The following is a 16,813-nucleotide window of genomic DNA, read 5'->3' on the forward strand; positions in this document are numbered from 1 at the left end:
ATGCGCACCGCCTTCCTCGGCGCCTATGGCTACGGCAATCTCGGCGACGAGCTCTGCCTGATGGAGGCGATGCGCGCCTTCCCGTCGACCGATGCGCATGCCTTCAGCGTCGCGCCGGAGTGGACGATGCGCTGCGCGCCGGGACTCTCCGGCTGCTTCCGCGACGGCGGGGAGATGCTGGCGTTGCGGCCCGCGCGCGTCGTGTTCGGCGGCGGCATGTTCGGCACACCGGACGCCTTCCGCGCCTGGCTGCCGCATCTCGCAACGGCCGAGGCCGCCGGGGCGGAGATCAACTTTCACAATCTCGGCGTCTCCTGGCTGGCGAAGGACCTGCGCTGGCTGGACGAGACGGCGCGCGGCGTCTTCCTCCGCGCCGCCTCCTTCACGGTGCGCGACGTGCTCTCGGTGGAGTATGCGGCTATGGCCGGGATCGGCCGGCTGCCGCGCATTACCGGCTTTCCGGAAGCCGACATCCCCGCCGATCCCGCGCTGGCCGATGCGCTGCTGCCGCGCGGGCGCAAGCTGCTCGGCGTCTCCATCATCCCGATGCCGCTGATGCGCGCGGCGCTCGACCACGAGGCTGCGCGGGTGCGCGGGCTGTTGGCGGAATTCGCGGACCATGCCGTGCTGCCCGTGGTCAGCACCGTGCATCTCGACACGCCGGAGGAGGACGACGTCGCCGGCTGCCGGGCGTTCCTCCAAAAATTCCTGCCGAAGGCGCAGGTGGTCGCGCCGATCCTGCTCGACCGCGATTTCTGGCGGGCGGAGATGACGCCCGCGCGGCTGAAGGGCCTGATCGCGCGCTGCGACACGCTGCTGACGCACCGCAAGCACAACGCCATCCACGGCATCGGCGCCGGCGTGCGGGTGATCGGGCTGCATCCGCTGATCGACAACAGCCTGCGCCGCACCTTCGTCACCCTCGCCCATCGCCTTGCGCCCGGCTCGCGTTGCGTCGGGCTGGAGACGCCGGCGTGACGCGCATCCTGGTCCTGGCCGAGCGACCGTTCCGCGGCCTGCGCTCCCGCGCGATCATGGCGGAGGTCGCGGCGGCGCTGCGGGCCGAACCGCCGCCCTTCCTCGCGATGCATGTCGCGGCCGAGGTGCCCGGCTTCGCGACGGCGGAGAACGAGCCCGATCCGGCCGCGCTCGGCATCGGGCGCGTGGTCCTCGCCGGTGTCTTCACGCGCCGCGCTGAGCTCGAGCGCGCGCTGCGCGTCGCCGCGCGGGCGCGGGCGCAGGCGCGCGGCGCGACGGTGGAGACGCTGTGCTTCTCCGTCGAGCGCGAGGCGGCGCGCACCGATGCGCCGGAGGGCGTCGGCGTGCTCGACAGCGCGACGCCGCTCGACCTGCGCGAGCATGTGACGGCGAATGCGCTGCTGGTCTGGCGCGTCGCCGCGGCGCAGCGCATCCGCCCCTTTCCCGAGCGTGCCGTCGCGCCCGATCCTGCCCTGGCGGGCGCGCTGCCGGACGGCAAGCTGCTCGGCCTCGCCATCCTCGGCGGCGAGGAGACGGCGCGCGCCATCGCCGAGCGCGGGGCGGCGATGGCGGCGCTGCTTGCGCCCTTCCGGGGCTGGCCGGTCCTGCCGCTGCCGGTGGAACAGCCCGAAGGCCCGGCCGACGACCTGCCCGCGACGCTCGACCTCGCCGCGCGCTTCCTGCCGGGTTCGCCCGTTCTGCTGCCCGAGCTGGGCGAGACGCGCTGGCGCCGGCGCCACCTGACGCCGGCGCGGCTCAAGGCGCTGGTGGCGCGCTGCGCTTCCGTGGTGGCCACGCAGGACCTGCCGCTTGCCTACGCCGTCGCGTCCGGCGTGCCCGCGATCGGCATCGCGCTCGGGCAGGACCGTCGGGCCGCCTCCTGCCTGTCCTCCCTGGCGAATGAGCTGCCGGCGGGGTCGGACCTGGTCTTCCCGCAGCGCGATCAGCTCTCCCGCGAAAGCTCCAGCGCCCGCGCATAGACCTGCTTGCGCGGCAGGCCGGTAGCGGTGGCGACCATGGCCGCGGCGTCGCGCAGGCTCGCGCCCTGCAGCGCCGCGCGGAGCTGCGAATCGAGGTCGGCTTCCGCCGTCGTCTCCTCCGGCGCCGGGCCGACCACGATGCAGATCTCGCCGCGGGCCTCGGCCGTGGCGTAGTGGGCGGCGAGGGCGGCGAGGCTGCCGCGCCGCACCTCCTCGAAGCGTTTGGTCAGTTCGCGGGCGACGGCGGCCGGGCGGTCGGGGCCGAGGCCCTCGGCCAGGGCGGCCAGCGTCTCGGCCAGGCGGTGCGGCGCCTCGAAGAACACGATGGTCGCGGACAGCCCGGCCCGCTCCGCCGCGCGGAGCCGCCCGATGGCGGCCGCCCGCGGCCCGGCCTTCGGCGGCAGGAAACCCTGGAACAGGAAGGGGTTGGGCGGCAGGCCCGACAGCGTCAGCGCCATCACGGCCGCGTTGGGACCGGGGATCGCGGTGATCGGCAGCCCCGCCTCGATCGCCGCTCGGACCAGCCGGTAGCCGGGGTCGGAGACGAGCGGCGTGCCGGCATCCGAGACCAGCGCCAGGCGTTCCCCGGCGCGGAGACGGTCCAGCAGTCGCGGGACCATCTCTGCTTCGTTATGGTCGTGCAGTGGCAGGAGCGGCACGGACATGCCATGACGGGCCAGCAACTGGCCGGTCACCCGCGTATCCTCGCACAGCACGGCGTCCACCCCGCCGAGCACCGCGAGCGCCCGCGGCGACAGGTCGCCGAGATTGCCGATCGGCGTCGCCACCAGCGACAGCCCCGCCGGGGCCTCGTTTGGATGCGCCGCCGACCGTTGAGGAGGATCGCCGCTTGCCATCATCCGCTACGCCGCCTCCCCGCCCGGCGCTGTCCTGGTCCCGCCGCAGCCTGGGCGAGATTGCCGTCGCCGCCCTTCTCGGCCTGGCGGCCTGTGCTCCGCAAGCCTCCGTCCCGGTCGCGGTGCCGGCCGCGCCGCCGATCGGCGGTGCCGCGGTCACGGCCCAGGCGACCGCGCGCGCCGCGCTGCTGCTGCCGCTGACCGGCCCGCAGGCGCCGCTCGGCCAGGCGCTGCTGCAGGCCGGCACCATGGCGCTGTTCGACGAGACGACGAGCGGGGTGGAGTTCCTGCCGCGCGACACCGGCGGCACGCCCTCCGGCGCCGCCGCCGCGGCCCGCGCCGCGCTGGCCGAGGGCGCGCGCGCCCTGGTCGGGCCGCTGACCAGCGGCGAGACGGCCGCGGTCGCCCCGGTCGCGCGGGCGGCCGGGGTGCCGCTGCTCGCCTTCACCAATGACAGCCAGCGTGCGGGCGAGGGCGTCTGGGTGCTGGGGATGACGCCGGAGCAGCAGGTGCGCCGCGTGGCCTCCGCCGCGGCGCGGGAGGGCGCCCAGCGCTTCGTGCTGGCGGCGCCGGCCAACGAGTTCGGCCGCGCCCTGGCCGCGGCGCTGCAGGGCGCGATGCGCGACCTGCGCCTGCCGCCGCCGGCGATCGCGCTGCATCCGGCGAATGTGGACCTGGCGATGGCCGCCAGCGCCGCGCGCATGGCCGCGCCGCAGGCCGATGCGCTGCTGCTGGGCGAGACCGGCGAGCGGGCGCGCCGCTTCGTTGCCGCCTATGTGGCCGAGGCCTCCGCCGCTCAGCCGGGCGGGCAGGCGCCGCGGCTGCTCGGCACGGCGCTGTGGCTGAACAACCCGGCGCTTGCCGGCGAGCCCGCGCTTGGCGGCGCCTGGTTCCCGGGGCCGGACGCCTCGTATCGAACGCGCTTCGAGGAGCGCTACCGCGCGGCCTTCGGCGAGACGCCGCCGCGCATCGCCGCCTCCGCCTACGACGCGGCGGCCCTGGCGGCGCGCGCGCTGCGCTCCACCAGCCCGGTGGCGACCGTCACGGCGCAGCAGAGCTTCCCCGGCGCCGATGGCCCGGTGCGGCTGCTCTCGGACGGACAGACGCTGCGCGGTCTCGCGATCTATGCCCTTTCGCCGGAGGGCGAGGCGGTGCTGGTGGAACCGGCGCCCGAGCCGGCCGGCGCCGGCTTCTAGCCGGCCGATGCCCCTGCCGGTCACGCCGGCCGGCCGTACCGCCGCCGCCGCGGCGCTGATCGGCGGCGTGCCGGCGGCGTTGCTGCTGCTGCTGTTGCTGGCCGGCTGGTTGGAGCCTGCGGCCGGGCTGCTCGCCCTGGCCGCGACCATTGGCGCGGCGGTGCTGCTGGCGCGGCTCTGGCTCGGCAATCTGTGGCGCCTGCGCGAGGCGCTCCGCCGGGCCGAGGCGGGCGAGGCGATGCTGGAGCCAGAGCCCGGTGCGGCGCTGCTGCCCTCGGTGGAGGAGATCGCCGAAGCGGCGCGACGCCTGGCGCGCAGCGTCAACGAGCGCGCCGAGCTCGTGGTGCGGCTGCGCCGCGCCGACGAGGCCATCGTGGAGCGCCTGCCCGATCCGCTGGTGGTGCTCGATCGCGGCGGCGCCGCGCTCCGCGCCAATGCCGCGGCGCGCGCGCTGTTCGGGACTTCGGCGGGCCATGCCGGTGACCTCGCGGCGCTGCTGCGCCATCCCGCGCTGGCCGATGCGCTGGATGCCGCGCTCGGTTCCGGCACGCCGCGCGACGTGGACATCGCGCTGCCGGTGCCGGTGCCTCGCGAGCTGAAGGTGCATGCCATCCCGATGGAGCCGCCGCTGGCCGATGGCGGGCGGCTGGTGCTGGTGCTGTCGGACCGCACGCGGGAACGCGCGCTGGAACGCACCCGCGCAGACTTCGTCGCCAATGCAAGCCACGAGCTGCGCACGCCGCTGGCCAGCCTGATCGGCTTCATTGAGACTCTGCGCGGCCCGGCCCGGGACGACCCGGAGGCGCAGCAGCGCTTCCTCGGCATCATGGCGGAGCAGTCCGAGCGCATGCGCCGGCTGATCGACGACCTGCTCGGCCTGTCGCGCATCGAGATCACCGAGCACCAGCCGCCGACCGGGCGGGTGGATCTCGGCGCGCTGGTCGCGGCGGAGGCGGAGGCGATGCAGCCGATCCTCGCAGCGCGCCGCGTCCGCCTGGAGATGGATCTCGTTCCCGATGCGGTGGCGGCGCCGGCGGATCCCGAGCAGGTGGCGCAGGTGGTGCGGAACCTGCTGGACAATGCTGCGCGCTATGGCCGGGCGGGGGGCAAGGTGCGGCTCGCGGTGGGCCAAGCCGCGCCGGGCGGCCGCTGGCCGGCGCGGCCGGGCGTGGTGCTCAGCGTGGGCGACGACGGGCCGGGGATCGCGAAGCACCACATCCCCCGCCTGACGGAGCGGTTCTACCGCGTCGATCGCGGCCGGTCGCGCAGCGAGGGCGGCACCGGCCTAGGCCTCGCGATCGTGAAGCATGTCGTGAACCGGCATCGCGGACAGTTGCTGATCGAGAGCGAGGAAGGTGCAGGCGCCACCTTCAGCGTCTGGCTGCCCGCCGACCCTGCCACCAGCTGACGGGGCGAGGGAAGGCGGCGCGCAAACCGCGCCGAGGCCGCGAACGCGGCCCGCCGCGAGTGCGGCGAGCCAAGCGCGCGGATGCGCGCGCCCGGCGCCTGAGGGCACCAGAAAGAGCGTATCTGTTCGCTTCGTCCTACGACGAAGCGAACAGATACGCCGGCATGGGCTGGGTGTTGTCCACAACGCCCTTCACGCCCGGCACGTTCTCCGCCAGCACGCGCAGGCCGCGCTGCACGGCGGCGCTGCGGCTGAAGCCGTGGAACTCCACGATGCCGTTGTTGACCTCGACCAGCGTGTAGAAGGTGTCGGCCCAGGGCTCCTTCTTCATCGCCGCCATCACGGCGCGGCGGATGCGCTCATCGGGGAACTCGCCGCCCTCGGGCGGCGGGCCGACCAACGCGCGCAGCAGGTCCGCGCGGGAGACCAGCCCCTTGAGCTTGCCGTCCTGCGTCACGACCACGCGGCGGATGCCGCGATCCTCCATCATGTGCGCGACCTGCGAGGCCAGCGTGTCGGGATCCACCGCGACCACCTCGGCCGTCATCACGTCGCGGGCGGTGACGCCATGGGTGCGCGCATAGCGCTCCGCATCGCGTTCCTGGTTGCCGAACAGGCTCGCGAACCAGCCGGTGGGCTTGTCGGCCTCTCCGGCCAGGCGGCGGATCAGGTCGGCCTCCGTGACGACGCCGAGCACCTGGCCCTGCGCGTCCACCACGGGGACCGCGGAGATGCCGCGATCGGCAAGCAGCCGCGCCATCGCCATCACCGGCGTCTCCGGCGGTACCGTGACGACGTCGGCGGTCATGAGGTCGCGTGCTCTGAGGCTGGTCATCGGGGCGTTCCCTCTGCTCCGGTGCAGGATGACACGATGGTAGGCTCGATCGGGTCGATAATCCTTGACGCATGTCAATCGGCCGGCGGTTTGACAGGTGGCGATGCGCCTGTATTCCTGGCCGACGGAACAAGGGAGGAAATGTGACCGTGACGCATGCAATCGGCCGGCGCGACCTGGGTCTGCGCATCGCAACGCTGGCGGGGGCCGCCGCCATGGGCCTGCCCCGCCTCGCGCAGGCGCAGGCGGCCATGCAGATGTCCATCGCCACGGGCACGACCGGCGGCGTGTACTACCCGCTGGGCGGCGCCCTCGGGAACCTGCTCTCCCGCGAGATCCCGGGCATGAGCGCGACGGCCGAGGTCACGGGCGGCTCCGTCGCCAACTTCCAGCTGCTCGGCGCCGGGCGCGTGGGGATGCTGTTCGGCCAGGTGGACGCGGCGGTGGACGCGATCAACGGCGCCGGCCCCTTCCGCGGCCGCACGGTGCCGGCACGGGCCATCGCGGTGCTCTACACCAACCGCATGCAGGTGGTGACCACGGCCGCCACCGGCATCCGCAGCATCGCGGACCTGAAGGGCAAGCGTGTCTCCACCGGCGCGCCGGGTTCCGCCACCGAACTCTTCGCCTTCCGCGTGATCGAAGCCGCCGGCCTCGACCGGGAGAAGGACTTCCGCGCGCGCGAGCGTCTCTCGCCGGCGGAATCCACCAATGCGATCCGGGACGGCAAGCTCGACGCCTATTTCTTCGTCTCCGGCGTGCCGACCAGCGCGATCACCGATCTCGCGGCCACGCCGGGCACGCAGATCGTGCTGGTGGACCATGCCGACCTGCACCAGAAGATCGTGGAAAAGAACGGCCCGGTCTATTTCCCGGAAGAGATCCCGGCCAACACCTATCCGGGCCAGACGACGCCCAACAAGCAGCTCTCCGTCGCCAACATCCTGGCGGTGCGGGAGGACATGGCGGCGGATCTGGTGACGAAGATCCTGCAGGTCGCCTGGGGCCGGCGCGAGGACCTGGTGCGCACGCACTCCGCCGCGCGGGACTTCACGCTGCAGGCGCAGAAGAGCGCGGCCGCCGGCATCCCCTGGCATCCGGCCGCCGAGGCCTTCTGGCGCTCCGCCGGCGCCAACCTGGGCTGAGACGGCGCGGCACCGCGGGCGGATGAGCACCACCCTGATCCCGCCCGAGGTGCCGAAGGGCGCGCTCGACGAGGCGACCGCCGCCCGGCTCGAGGAATTGATCGAGCAGGAGGAAGGCGTCCAGAACCGCCTTCCCGGCCTGCTCGGCCACGCCACGGTGGCCGTGGCGCTGGCCATGTCGCTGTTCCACCTGTGGGCGGCGTGGGACATCGTGCCCACCACCACGCTGCGCTACGTCCATGTCGGCTTCGCGCTGGTGCTGGGCTTCGCGCTGTTCCCGGTGGGGCGGCGCTGGCGGCACCGGCTGATGCCCTGGGACATGGCGCTGGTCGCCGCCGGCATCTACGTGACCTGGTACCTGATCTCGGGCGGCGACGCGCTGCAGGACCGCTACGTCTTCCCCGAGCCGATGGACCTCGTCGTCGGCTGGATGCTGATCGCGCTGGTGCTGGAGGTGACGCGCCGCGCCACGGGGCCGGTCATGCCCGTGGTCGCGCTGGTGTTCCTGCTCTACGGCTTCTTCGGCAACCTGCTGCCGCCGCCCTGGCAGCATCAGGGCTACGACGCCGAGCGGCTGGTGCCGCACCTGACCATCACGCTGGAGGGCATCTTCGGCACGGCGGTGGATGTCTCGGCCTCGCTCATCGTGCTGTTCACGATCTACGGCGCGATCCTGCAGGCCTCGGGCGCGGGGAAGTTCTTCGTCGACTTCTCCTTCGCGCTGACCGGCGGCAAGCCGACCAGCGCGGGCCGCACCGTGGTGCTGTCTTCCTTCCTGCTCGGCGGGCCTTCGGGATCGGGCGTCGCGACGACGGTCACGCTCGGCACCGTCGCCTGGCCGATGATGAAGCGCGTGGGCTATCCGGCCGCGGATGCAGGCGGGCTGCTGGCCGCGGGCGGCCTGGGCGCGATCCTGTCGCCGCCGGTGATGGGCGCGGCGGCCTTCCTGATCGCCGAGTACCTCAAGATCGGCTACCTCGAGGTGCTGGTGATGGCGATCATCCCCACCTGCCTCTACTACGCGTCGCTGCTGTTCATGGTGGAGCTGGACCAGCGCCGCATCGCGGCGCGCGCCGCTTCGGGCGATGCCGATGCGGCGGCGGCGATGCAGGTGGACCCGGTCGGCAAGCTGCTGCGGCTCTATGGCTTCCACTTCTCCACGCTGATCGCGATCGTCGTGTTCATGGGGATGGGCTACTCGGCGACGCTGTCGGTGCTCTACGCCATGATCGTCGCGGTGGTGCTGAGCTACCTGCGCCGCGACACCGCGCTGACGCCGCGGCGCCTGGTGCAGGCGCTGTCGGCGGGCGCGGTGCAGTCGGTCGGCATCGCGGCCACCTGCGCCTGCGCCGGCATCATCGTGGGCGTGATCACGCTGACCGGGCTCGGGCTGAAATTCTCGGACATCGCGATCCAGGCGGCCGGCGGGTCACTGGTCGTGACGGCGGTCTACACCGGTCTGATCGTCTGGGTGGTCGGCCTCGCGGTGCCGGTCACCGCCAGCTACATCATCTGCGCAGTGGTGGCCGCGCCGGCGCTGATCAAGCTCGGCGTGCCCGACTACGCGGCGCACATGTTCGTCTTCTACTACGCGGTGCTGAGCGAGGTCTCGCCGCCCACCGCGCTCAGCCCCTTCGCGGCCAGCGCGATCACCGGGGCGGGGCCGTACCGCACCACGCTGATGGCGTGGAAATACACCCTGCCTGCCTTCGTGCTGCCTTTCGTCTTCGTCACGGACCCCGAGGGCGTGGGCCTGCTGCTGCAGTTCCGCGAGGGCATGGGCTGGGCCGACGTGGCCTGGCAGGTGCTGCTGGCCACGCTCGGCCTTGCCGCGCTCGCCGCCGCGACGCAGGGCTGGCTGCGCCGCGCGCTGGCGGGGTGGGAACGCGGCCTGCTGGCGCTGGCGGGCGTGCTGATGGTGTTTCCCGCCGCGCTGGAGGCGCTGGCGGCGGACCTCGTGCCGTATCCGCACTGGATCGGGCTGGTGCTGGCGCTGGGGCTGATGGCGCTGCAGCTGCGTGTGCGCGAGCGGCCGGCGTGACCGGCGCGTTCTCGCCCGGGCGTTCCATTTCACAGGGTCATATTCTATCCTGGATTGCATGATCCTGCCCGGCTGGGAGGCCACGCGGCGCTGGCGGATCGTCGGCGCCCTCGGTCTGGTCGCGCTGCTCGGCGCCTGCGGCGACACGCCCACCGCCCAGGCGCTGCGCCGCACCGCGCCCGAGGCCGCAGCGCCGCCGCCGGTGCAGGGCCCGCATCTGCTGCTCGTGGCGCCGCGCCGGGCCGTGCTGCTGCCGGTCAGCGGCGGCGCGCCGCGGGCGATCTGGCGGAGCGAGGCAGGCAATATCGCGATCGCCACCGAAGGCCCGCGCATCGTCGCGACCGCCGGCCTGCGCCAGATGCTGATGGCGACCCGCTTCGAGGGACCGGATCCGCTGGATCATCCGCTGGCGCTGCGCGGGACGGAGGCCTTCGCACGGCGCAGCGTGGACCTCGCCACGAATGAGCGCGACCCGTCCACGATGCGCTTCGGCGTGGCGCTGGACTGCCGCCTCTCGGGCCGCGACGAAGCCGGCTGGGTGGTGGTGGAGGAACGCTGCACCGGCGGCGGCGCGTCCTTCACCAACCGCTTCTGGGTGCAGCCCGAAAGCGGCGCGGTGCTGCGCAGCGAGCAATGGGCCGGCGACGAGGCGGGCGTGCTGACGCTGGAGATGCGCGGCTTCTGACCCTCTCTACCGCCAGCCGATCCCCGCTTCATTCATCCGTCGCATGACATAGGCGAGCCACAGCAGCTGCACCGCCAGCGCGGGCAGCCCCGCCACCGCCTTGTACGGCGCGGGGATCGTCAGGAAGGCGACGACCATCAGCGCATTGAACGCCGCGAAGAACCAATGCACCGCGGCCACCTGGCGCACGCCCATGCCGGAGCGTTGCGCGAGTTGATACAGATGCGTGCGGTGGCCTTCCGTCAGCCTCGCCCCCATCAGCGCGCGACGCGCCAAAGTGAAGGTGGCGTCGAACAGCAGCCCGAACATCAGCAGCGGCACGATCACGAAGGAGAGCTGCTGGGAATCGAACCGCGCCGCGGCGATACCCAGCACCGCCATCATGAAGCCGGCGAACTGGCTGCCGACATCGCCCATGAAGATGCGCGCGGGATGCAGGTTGAAGGGCAGGAAGCCGGCGAAGCCCGCAGCGAGGAACAGCGCGGCGGCATAGACGAACCAGCCGCCCTGCCAGGCGGCAATGGCGCAGAGCGCGGCCGAGACGATCAGCAGCGTGCCGCCGACCAGCCCGTCCAGGCCATCCATGAAGTTCACGGCGTTGGTGCAACCGACGATCCAGACCAGCGTGACCAGCGGCGCCAGCCAGCCGAGCTGCAGGATGCCGCCCCAGGGCATGGCGAGCTGGTTCACCACCAGCCCCATCGCCACCGCGACGAGCGCCGCGGCGCATTGCGCCAGAAGCCGGAAGCGGGCGGAGAGGTCGCGCATGTCGTCCGCCAGCGCGACCCCGGCGATCGCCAGTGCTGCCGCGATGACGCCGAGGAAAGGTCGCTCCGCGATGCGCGCGAAATCGGCGGCGAGATACAGCACCAGCATGCCCGCCACGAAGGCCAGCACCACCCCCACGCCGCCACCGCGCGGCGTCGGAAGCGTATGGGCGCTGCGCGCGTTCGGGTGGTCGAGGATCGGGAAGGCGATCATCAGCCGCACGGCAAGGGCGGACAGCAGCGCAAGGCACAGCGCGAAGCCGAGGTGCTGGAGGAGGGCCGTCGTCTGCATCGGACGGCGTCATGCCGTGCCCCGGCCCGCCCGTCCATGGGCGGCCCGCGCACCATCCTCGGGCGTCAGCCGTGCGGGGTGTCCGCGGCCTCCGTCAGGGCGGTCCGCAGCAAGGCGGCGGTGCTGCGCATGATCAGGCAGGCTCGCCGCTTGCCAAGGGTCGCGGTCTCGGCGAGCAGGTCGAGTTGCAGGGCGATGCGCTGGATCTCCGTGCGAAGATCAAGGCTGCCGGCGGGGCTGTCGCGTTCGGGGAGATGATCCAGCATCGGTGTATCCGCTCAAGACGTCATCGGGCGGTGGGCGATGCCGTGTATATACAGTATACCCATAAAGTGTAGTTCGTTATTGCAAGAAAATGGCTACTGCGGCGCGAGCATTGTCAGGTGCGCAACCGCGCCGGATCCAGACTCGCATAGATGTCACCAGAATTCGCCTCGTGCGGCAACGAGGCGATCCAGGCAGCCATCGCCGTCGCTTCCACCGGCGCCGCATGGGCGAACTGCATCGCTTCGCCGAGGCAGGCATTGAAGGCGCGGTAGCCCAGCGAGCGCAGCCGATCGAGGCATTGCGCGGCGACGTCGCGCTGGATGGTCGTGAATTCGAAGGACAGGCTGCGCGGCGCGAAGGAGAGGCCCGCCAGCGCCACGGCCTCGTAGCCCTCCACGTCGATCTTCACGAAGTCCGGCCGGCCGTGCTCCGCGGCGAGCGCGTCCAGGGTGGTGACCGGCAGGCGGAGCTCCGTGTCCCACACCTGGCCTTCCCAGCCCGCTGCGCCCTCCGCCGCCGCGACAAACTCCTCCGACGCCGTGGCGACGGTGGGGTTGGCGGTGTTGAGGCGCAGCACCGCCTCGCCGGGCTCGGCGCCGACCAGCGCAGCGACGCGGACCACGCCGGGATCGCGAAAGAAAAGCAGCCGCAGCAGTCGGGCGAGGCGCGGCTGCGGCTCCACCGCAACGGCGCGGGCGCCGAGGCGCCGGAAGCTCGCTGTGCGGTCGCCGACATGCGCGCCGACATCGAAGCCGAGCTCGCCGGGCGCGAGGAAGCGCGCGTGGAAGGCATCCAGCGCCGCCGCGCGACCCGGCGCGTAGTAGGTGCGGAGCGACTTGCGGATCGCGGCGGTGGTGGTCATGCGAAGATGACGGCCGCCCCGCCGGCATGCTCGGGCGGCACCATGACGCCTTCCGGCGCGTCGCGCAGCGGCAGGTCCGCCAGCAGAGCGCGCGCGCTGGCGGCCCGGTCGTTGGTGCGGATGATGAAGCCCGCCATGAAGGGCAGCGCCGGCGCCGTCACGCCGGGCAGGGCGCGGTCCAGCGCCTCGGGCGGCAGCACGCGGATGCGCGTCTCCATCGCCGGGCTGTCCGGCCCCGCCGCACGCGGCGCGCCGGGCAGGCGCAGCCGGAAGCCGGCGAGCGGATCGGGCTCGGCCGGCACCCCTGCCAGCCGCGCGAGGCGGGCCATGGTCTCGGCCGGTTCGGCGCTGGCGACGATCACGCTTTCCAGCGCCTCGGCGCCGTTGCGGTGGCCCATCCAGCGCGCATCCCAGACGAGTTCGGGCGTCAGGTGCTGCACGAGCTGCACGCGGCCTTCCGGCGCGTCCGGGAAGGGCAGGCGGGCGAAGCGCGCGGTGGGGCCGCCGGGCTCGACCGGGCGCTGCAGCCAGGCGATGCCGGGAATCGCCAGGCCGCCGGCGCGCAGCCGCGCCAGGTTGCCCTCCGCGTCATCCATCGCCAGCGCCACGATATGCGCGCCGGTGTAGCGCGCGACGAATCGGTCCACGCCATTGGCGAAGAGGTTCGGGTCGGCGATGCCCAGCAGCTCGACATAGCCGTGGCGCAGGAAGGCGCAGCGATTGACGGTGCCGAAGGGCTCCACATCGCTGTCCGGCGTGCGGCGCCCGGATTGCTGCGCGACGGGCGAGAGGGCGAAGCCGAGCCGTTCCCACGCCGACCAGAGCGGCGCGGGGTCGGCCGTGCAGAGGCCGACATGGTCGAGGGCGAGGGCGATGCCGGTCATGGCTTTGTCTTCCCCCTCCCCCGCCTGCGGGGGAGGGCTGGGGTGGGGGCGGCGCGACCTATGGCCGGATGGAAGCGGGGTGAGGCGCGCGGCCCCCACCCCGACCCTCCACCGCGCGCGGGGGAGGGAGCCTTGGCGCGCGCCCCCACCCCGCTCACGCCGGGTTCTCGTACTTCTCGAGCAGCCACTCCTGCGGTTCGGCCGCCGCCTCGCGGTACCAGCGATCCACCAGCGGATGTGCCCGCACCGCCTGGCAATAGGCCTTCGTCGCGTCCGAAAGCTCCGGCTGCCAGGTCAGGAAGCGGGTGACGACGGGCGCGTACATCGCATCGGCCAGCGTGAAGGCGCGGCCGAACAGGAAGGGGCCGGTATGTGCCGCCAGCGCCTCCGCCCAGATCGCCTCCACCCGCGCGATGTCGGCGAGGCATTCGGGATTGCGGCCCTTGCCCGGGAAGCTGCGGCCCAGATTCATCGGCATGGCCATGCGCAGCGCGCGGAAGCCGGCATGCATCTCGGCGGCGATGCTGCGGGCATGCGCGCGGGCGATGCGATCGGCAGGCCACAGCGTCGGCGCGATCTCGGAACAATATTCGGCGATGGCGATGCTCTCCCATATCCGCGCGCCGAGATGCTCCAGATAGGGCACCAGCCCGTTGGGCGAGATTGCCTTGATCTCCTGGGTCCCGCCGCCGCCGGCCAGCGGCACCAGCACCTCCTCCACGTCGAGCCCGGCCATGTGGACCATGAGCCAGCCGCGCAGGCTCCAGGAGGAGTAGCGCTTGGTCCCGATCACCAGCCTGCCATCGGCCATTTCAGCAATGCCTCCCTCAAGTCGTCGCCCGCTACGAGACTGTCGATTGGCACGCCGCTGCGCGGTCTGGCTAGCCGGTGATCAGAACGCCTTGCGAATCGCGCATCGCGCAACCAGACTCAAGGCATGGCTCGTGGAAAGGTGGTATCGGGCTGGGCTGTCTCGGCACTTCTTGCCGTCGCGGCTGCTGCGATAGAGTGGGGCTTGCCAGCTCTTGGAATAGACGCGCCAAGATGGATTGGACTAGCTCTCGGGGCAGTAGCGGGTTCTCTGTCGTTGTGGCTCACACTCTACATATCCCGCGCGAAGACCGCGCCGGAGCATACGGCGTCAGGCGCGGCGACATCCGTTGTCTCATTCAATCAGTCAGGCGGAATCACCGCAGGCACTGTGAAAATCGGAGCCGACCATGACAGAAAATGAGCGCCCGATGGTTGCATCCTATTTTCAGAGTGGAGGTATAACGGCTGGCAGCGTGTCAATAGAAAAATTGTTTTTAGACGCTCCAGACCGAGTGCTTGACTCAGCGGCAAAAGAAAAACTTCTTCAGATGGTGCCGCGCAGCCGTGAAATTCTGATCGCGCATTCTTCAGGCGATCTTGAAGGCTTCAACTATGCCAAGCAGATTTTCGAATTTTTGGTCGCCAGCGGATATAACGTCTCCCGCGACGGCTTCCTCCAACCACTTGGGGGTGAGCCCTTCCGGGGGGTTCAAATTGATGTGCCGCCAGGATCGGAGCGAGCCTGCGTTCATGTGGGTTCGCGTTAGGTCGTAGCGACAGATGCGCTAGCGCCGCGGATTGCCAACGCCGATTCCGGATCCTGCCTTCCGGCCACGCCCGGCCGGGTCTATGGGGTCCGGGCCATGGCCGCCACGGCACGCGACCGAATCCTGACGAATCTGGCCCTCGACGCTGCGCTTGCGGCGCTCGCCGTGCCGGGCGCCGTGTGGCTGGCCGCGCCGGGGGCCTGGCCGCCCGCCGTCTGGTGGCTGCTCGGCCTGCCCGGTGGGGCGGCGGCGCTGCTGCTGGCGGGCTGGCCGATCGGGCTGCCGCGGCAATACTGGCGCTTCGCCTCCCTGCCCGACCTGCTGACCATCGCGGGCTCCGCGGCGCTGGGCGCGGCGCTGTTCTGGGGGCTGCTGCACGCGACCGGCGCCTGGCGGCCGCCCAACCTCGCCTTCCCGGCCATTCACGCCCTGCTGCTCGGCGCGCTGCTGGGTGCGCCGCGGGTGGCGGCCCGGTTGCGCCATGCGGGGCGGACGGGGCCGATCAACGGATCCCCGGTGCAAAGTGTGCTGCTGGTCGGCGCGGGCGACGGCACCGACCTCTATATCCGCGCCCTTTCGCAGGAACGTGGCGCGGCCTATCGCGTGATGGGCATCCTGTCGCTCCGCTCGCGCCAGATGGGGCGGCGCATCCAGGGGGTCGAGGTGCTCGGCACCGCCGAGGACGCGGCCGGCATCCTCGACACGCTGCGCGACGAGGGCCGCCTGCCGGCGGTGGTCGCCATCGCCACCACACAGTTGCAGGGGCAGGAGCTCCAGCACCTGCTCGATGCCTGCGACCGGCATGGCGTGCCCGTGAAGCGTCTGCCGAACCTGACCGCGCTGCGCCCCGCCGCCCGCCGCCCCGGCGAGCGGGCGGAGCCCGAGGCGCCGGTCGCGCTCCGTCCCATCGAGATCGAGGACCTGCTGGACCGCCCGCAGGTGCCGCTCGACCGGGAAGGCATGGCGCGGCTGATCCAGGGAAGGCGCGTGCTGGTCACCGGCGCCGGCGGCACCATCGGCGGCGAGCTGGCGCGGCAGGTCGCGGCGCTCGGCCCGGCGCATCTGACGCTGCTCGATCACGGCGAATACGTGCTCTACGAGATCGACCTGGAACTGCGGGAGCGCCACCCGGAAGTGCCGCGCACCGCCGTGCTGGCCGATGTGCGGGACGAGGCGCGCATCCGCCGGCTCTGTGCCGAGATCCGCCCGGAGCTGGTGTTCCACGCCGCCGCGCTGAAGCATGTCCCGATGGTGGAGAACGACCCGCTGGAGGGGCTGCTGACCAACGCGCTCGGCACGCGGGTGGTGGCGGATGCGGCGCGGGATGCGGGCTGTTCGCTGATGGTGTTCATCTCCACCGACAAGGCGGTGAACCCGACCAGCGTGATGGGTGCGTCCAAGCGGCTGGCGGAGATGTATTGCCAGGCGCGGGATCGGGAGGCCCGGGCGGCAGGCGGCATGCGCCTCGTCACCGTGCGGTTCGGGAACGTGCTGGGCTCCACCGGCTCGGTCGTGCCGCTGTTCCGCCGCCAGCTGGAGCGCGGCGGGCCGCTGACCGTCACCCACCCCGACATGAGCCGCTACTTCATGACGGTGCGGGAGGCGGTGGGGCTGGTGCTGCAGGCGGCGGTGGTCGGCGCGACCGATCCCGTGGACGCGCCGGGCGAGCTGCGCCAGGGCGGGATCTTCGTGCTGGACATGGGCGATCCGGTGAAGATCGTGGACCTCGCCCGCCGCATGATCCGCCTGGCCGGGCTGCGACCGGAGGAGGATGTGGAGATCCGCTTCACCGGCCTTCGCCCCGGCGAGAAGCTGTTCGAGGAGCTGTTCCACGGCCAGGAGCCGCCGCGGGCGACGAGCTTCCCGGGCCTGCTGGTGGCGGTGCCGCGCACCACCGACGCGGCGGAGATGGCGGCGGCCATCGACCGCGTCGCGGCCCTCGCGACCGCGGGCGAGCGGGACGCGGCCCTGGCCGAGCTGGGCCGCCTGGTCCCGGAATTCAGCCTGACGCCGGGCTGAACCGGCGCCAACTGCCT

16 protein-coding genes are annotated in these 16,813 nt (G+C 72.4%); 9 read left to right on the forward strand and 7 right to left on the reverse strand.

Translation table 11 applies throughout. The features are described 5' to 3' along the window. Complete coding sequence (locus DFH01_RS05805; protein ID WP_109869387.1) at positions 1-978, forward strand: polysaccharide pyruvyl transferase family protein; 978 nt, start codon at positions 1-3, stop codon at positions 976-978. Beyond that, the gene (locus tag DFH01_RS05810; protein ID WP_109869388.1) at positions 975-1,958 is read left to right on the forward strand and encodes a hypothetical protein; all 984 of its coding nucleotides are present in this window, start codon (positions 975-977) and stop codon (positions 1,956-1,958) included. The genes DFH01_RS05805 and DFH01_RS05810 overlap by 4 nt, the downstream gene beginning before the upstream one ends. On the opposite strand, the gene rsmI is transcribed toward DFH01_RS05810, so the two are convergent. Continuing rightward, positions 1,922-2,815 carry a 16S rRNA (cytidine(1402)-2'-O)-methyltransferase gene (gene rsmI / locus DFH01_RS05815; protein ID WP_199231164.1) on the reverse strand — a complete coding sequence of 298 codons (894 nt, stop codon included), beginning with the start codon at positions 2,813-2,815 and terminating at the stop codon, positions 1,922-1,924. The two genes, DFH01_RS05810 and rsmI, sit on opposite strands and share 37 nt — an antisense overlap. Here rsmI and DFH01_RS05820 point away from each other — a divergent pair. Further along, a complete protein-coding gene (locus tag DFH01_RS05820; RefSeq protein ID WP_158287627.1) occupies positions 2,809-4,011 on the forward strand; it encodes a penicillin-binding protein activator in 1,203 nt (400 codons plus the stop codon). The genes rsmI and DFH01_RS05820 overlap by 7 nt on opposite strands. A 7-nt stretch (positions 4,012-4,018) precedes the next feature. Beyond that, the gene (locus DFH01_RS05825; protein WP_109869391.1) at positions 4,019-5,419 is read left to right on the forward strand and encodes an ATP-binding protein; all 1,401 of its coding nucleotides are present in this window, start codon (positions 4,019-4,021) and stop codon (positions 5,417-5,419) included. 136 nt (positions 5,420-5,555) lie between these two features. On the opposite strand, the gene DFH01_RS05830 is transcribed toward DFH01_RS05825, so the two are convergent. Next, positions 5,556-6,254 (reverse strand): CBS domain-containing protein, encoded by a 699-nt coding sequence (locus DFH01_RS05830; protein ID WP_233255979.1) that lies wholly within the window; start codon positions 6,252-6,254, stop codon positions 5,556-5,558. 149 nt (positions 6,255-6,403) lie between these two features. Here DFH01_RS05830 and DFH01_RS05835 point away from each other — a divergent pair, with 149 nt between their 5' ends. The 3 genes from DFH01_RS05835 to DFH01_RS05845 are packed head-to-tail and all read left to right on the forward strand — an operon-like array spanning position 6,404 to position 10,125. Further along, positions 6,404-7,399 (forward strand): TAXI family TRAP transporter solute-binding subunit, encoded by a 996-nt coding sequence (locus DFH01_RS05835; RefSeq protein WP_233255980.1) that lies wholly within the window; start codon positions 6,404-6,406, stop codon positions 7,397-7,399. A 22-nt stretch (positions 7,400-7,421) separates the two neighbouring features. Continuing rightward, the gene (locus tag DFH01_RS05840; RefSeq protein WP_109869394.1) at positions 7,422-9,440 is read left to right on the forward strand and encodes a TRAP transporter permease; all 2,019 of its coding nucleotides are present in this window, start codon (positions 7,422-7,424) and stop codon (positions 9,438-9,440) included. Positions 9,441-9,498: 58 nt separating this feature from the next. Continuing rightward, positions 9,499-10,125: a YjbF family lipoprotein gene (locus DFH01_RS05845; protein ID WP_109869395.1), complete on the forward strand. Its 627-nt coding sequence runs from the start codon at positions 9,499-9,501 to the stop codon at positions 10,123-10,125. A 6-nt stretch (positions 10,126-10,131) separates the two neighbouring features. Here DFH01_RS05845 and DFH01_RS05850 read toward each other — a convergent pair whose 3' ends face one another. From DFH01_RS05850 to DFH01_RS05870, 5 genes are all read right to left on the reverse strand, one after another. Then, positions 10,132-11,184: a glycosyltransferase family 4 protein gene (locus DFH01_RS05850; RefSeq protein WP_109869396.1), complete on the reverse strand. Its 1,053-nt coding sequence runs from the start codon at positions 11,182-11,184 to the stop codon at positions 10,132-10,134. A 65-nt stretch (positions 11,185-11,249) separates the two neighbouring features. Then, complete coding sequence (locus DFH01_RS05855) at positions 11,250-11,450, reverse strand: hypothetical protein (protein WP_109869397.1); 201 nt, start codon at positions 11,448-11,450, stop codon at positions 11,250-11,252. A 113-nt stretch (positions 11,451-11,563) separates the two neighbouring features. Further along, positions 11,564-12,313 (reverse strand): FkbM family methyltransferase, encoded by a 750-nt coding sequence (locus tag DFH01_RS05860; protein WP_109869398.1) that lies wholly within the window; start codon positions 12,311-12,313, stop codon positions 11,564-11,566. After that, positions 12,310-13,197: a VOC family protein gene (locus tag DFH01_RS05865; protein ID WP_109869399.1), complete on the reverse strand. Its 888-nt coding sequence runs from the start codon at positions 13,195-13,197 to the stop codon at positions 12,310-12,312. The genes DFH01_RS05860 and DFH01_RS05865 overlap by 4 nt, the downstream gene beginning before the upstream one ends. 154 nt (positions 13,198-13,351) lie before the next feature. Further along, positions 13,352-14,008: a glutathione S-transferase family protein gene (locus tag DFH01_RS05870; protein WP_109869400.1), complete on the reverse strand. Its 657-nt coding sequence runs from the start codon at positions 14,006-14,008 to the stop codon at positions 13,352-13,354. Between the two features lie 409 nt (positions 14,009-14,417). Between DFH01_RS05870 and DFH01_RS27775 the strand changes: the two genes are divergently transcribed. Next, positions 14,418-14,777 carry a hypothetical protein gene (locus tag DFH01_RS27775; protein WP_146217002.1) on the forward strand — a complete coding sequence of 120 codons (360 nt, stop codon included), beginning with the start codon at positions 14,418-14,420 and terminating at the stop codon, positions 14,775-14,777. Between the two features lie 96 nt (positions 14,778-14,873). Continuing rightward, on the forward strand, positions 14,874-16,796 hold the full coding sequence (locus tag DFH01_RS05875) for a polysaccharide biosynthesis protein (RefSeq protein ID WP_109869401.1): 1,923 nt from the start codon (positions 14,874-14,876) through the stop codon (positions 16,794-16,796). Positions 16,797-16,813 lie beyond the last annotated feature (17 nt).

The sequence above is a fragment of the Falsiroseomonas bella genome, assembly GCF_003173615.1.
In the GTDB taxonomy this organism is placed as follows: Bacteria; Pseudomonadota; Alphaproteobacteria; order Acetobacterales; family Acetobacteraceae; genus Falsiroseomonas; species Falsiroseomonas bella.

Bases quoted from the DNA above. Each gene is read 5' to 3' on its own strand.
- DFH01_RS05805 (WP_109869387.1), top strand. From the start codon at position 1: ATGCGCACCGCCTTCCTCGGCGCCTATGGCTACGGCAATCTCGGCGAC.
- rsmI (WP_199231164.1), bottom strand. From the start codon at position 2,815: ATGGCAAGCGGCGATCCTCCTCAACGGTCGGCGGCGCATCCAAACGAG.
- DFH01_RS05825 (WP_109869391.1), top strand. From the start codon at position 4,019: ATGCCCCTGCCGGTCACGCCGGCCGGCCGTACCGCCGCCGCCGCGGCG.
- DFH01_RS05830 (WP_233255979.1), bottom strand. From the start codon at position 6,254: ATGACCAGCCTCAGAGCACGCGACCTCATGACCGCCGACGTCGTCACG.
- DFH01_RS05840 (WP_109869394.1), top strand. From the start codon at position 7,422: ATGAGCACCACCCTGATCCCGCCCGAGGTGCCGAAGGGCGCGCTCGAC.
- DFH01_RS05845 (WP_109869395.1), top strand. From the start codon at position 9,499: ATGATCCTGCCCGGCTGGGAGGCCACGCGGCGCTGGCGGATCGTCGGC.
- DFH01_RS05850 (WP_109869396.1), bottom strand. From the start codon at position 11,184: ATGCAGACGACGGCCCTCCTCCAGCACCTCGGCTTCGCGCTGTGCCTT.
- DFH01_RS05855 (WP_109869397.1), bottom strand. From the start codon at position 11,450: ATGCTGGATCATCTCCCCGAACGCGACAGCCCCGCCGGCAGCCTTGAT.
- DFH01_RS05860 (WP_109869398.1), bottom strand. From the start codon at position 12,313: ATGACCACCACCGCCGCGATCCGCAAGTCGCTCCGCACCTACTACGCG.
- DFH01_RS05865 (WP_109869399.1), bottom strand. From the start codon at position 13,197: ATGACCGGCATCGCCCTCGCCCTCGACCATGTCGGCCTCTGCACGGCC.
- DFH01_RS05870 (WP_109869400.1), bottom strand. From the start codon at position 14,008: ATGGCCGATGGCAGGCTGGTGATCGGGACCAAGCGCTACTCCTCCTGG.
- DFH01_RS27775 (WP_146217002.1), top strand. From the start codon at position 14,418: ATGACAGAAAATGAGCGCCCGATGGTTGCATCCTATTTTCAGAGTGGA.
- DFH01_RS05875 (WP_109869401.1), top strand. From the start codon at position 14,874: ATGGCCGCCACGGCACGCGACCGAATCCTGACGAATCTGGCCCTCGAC.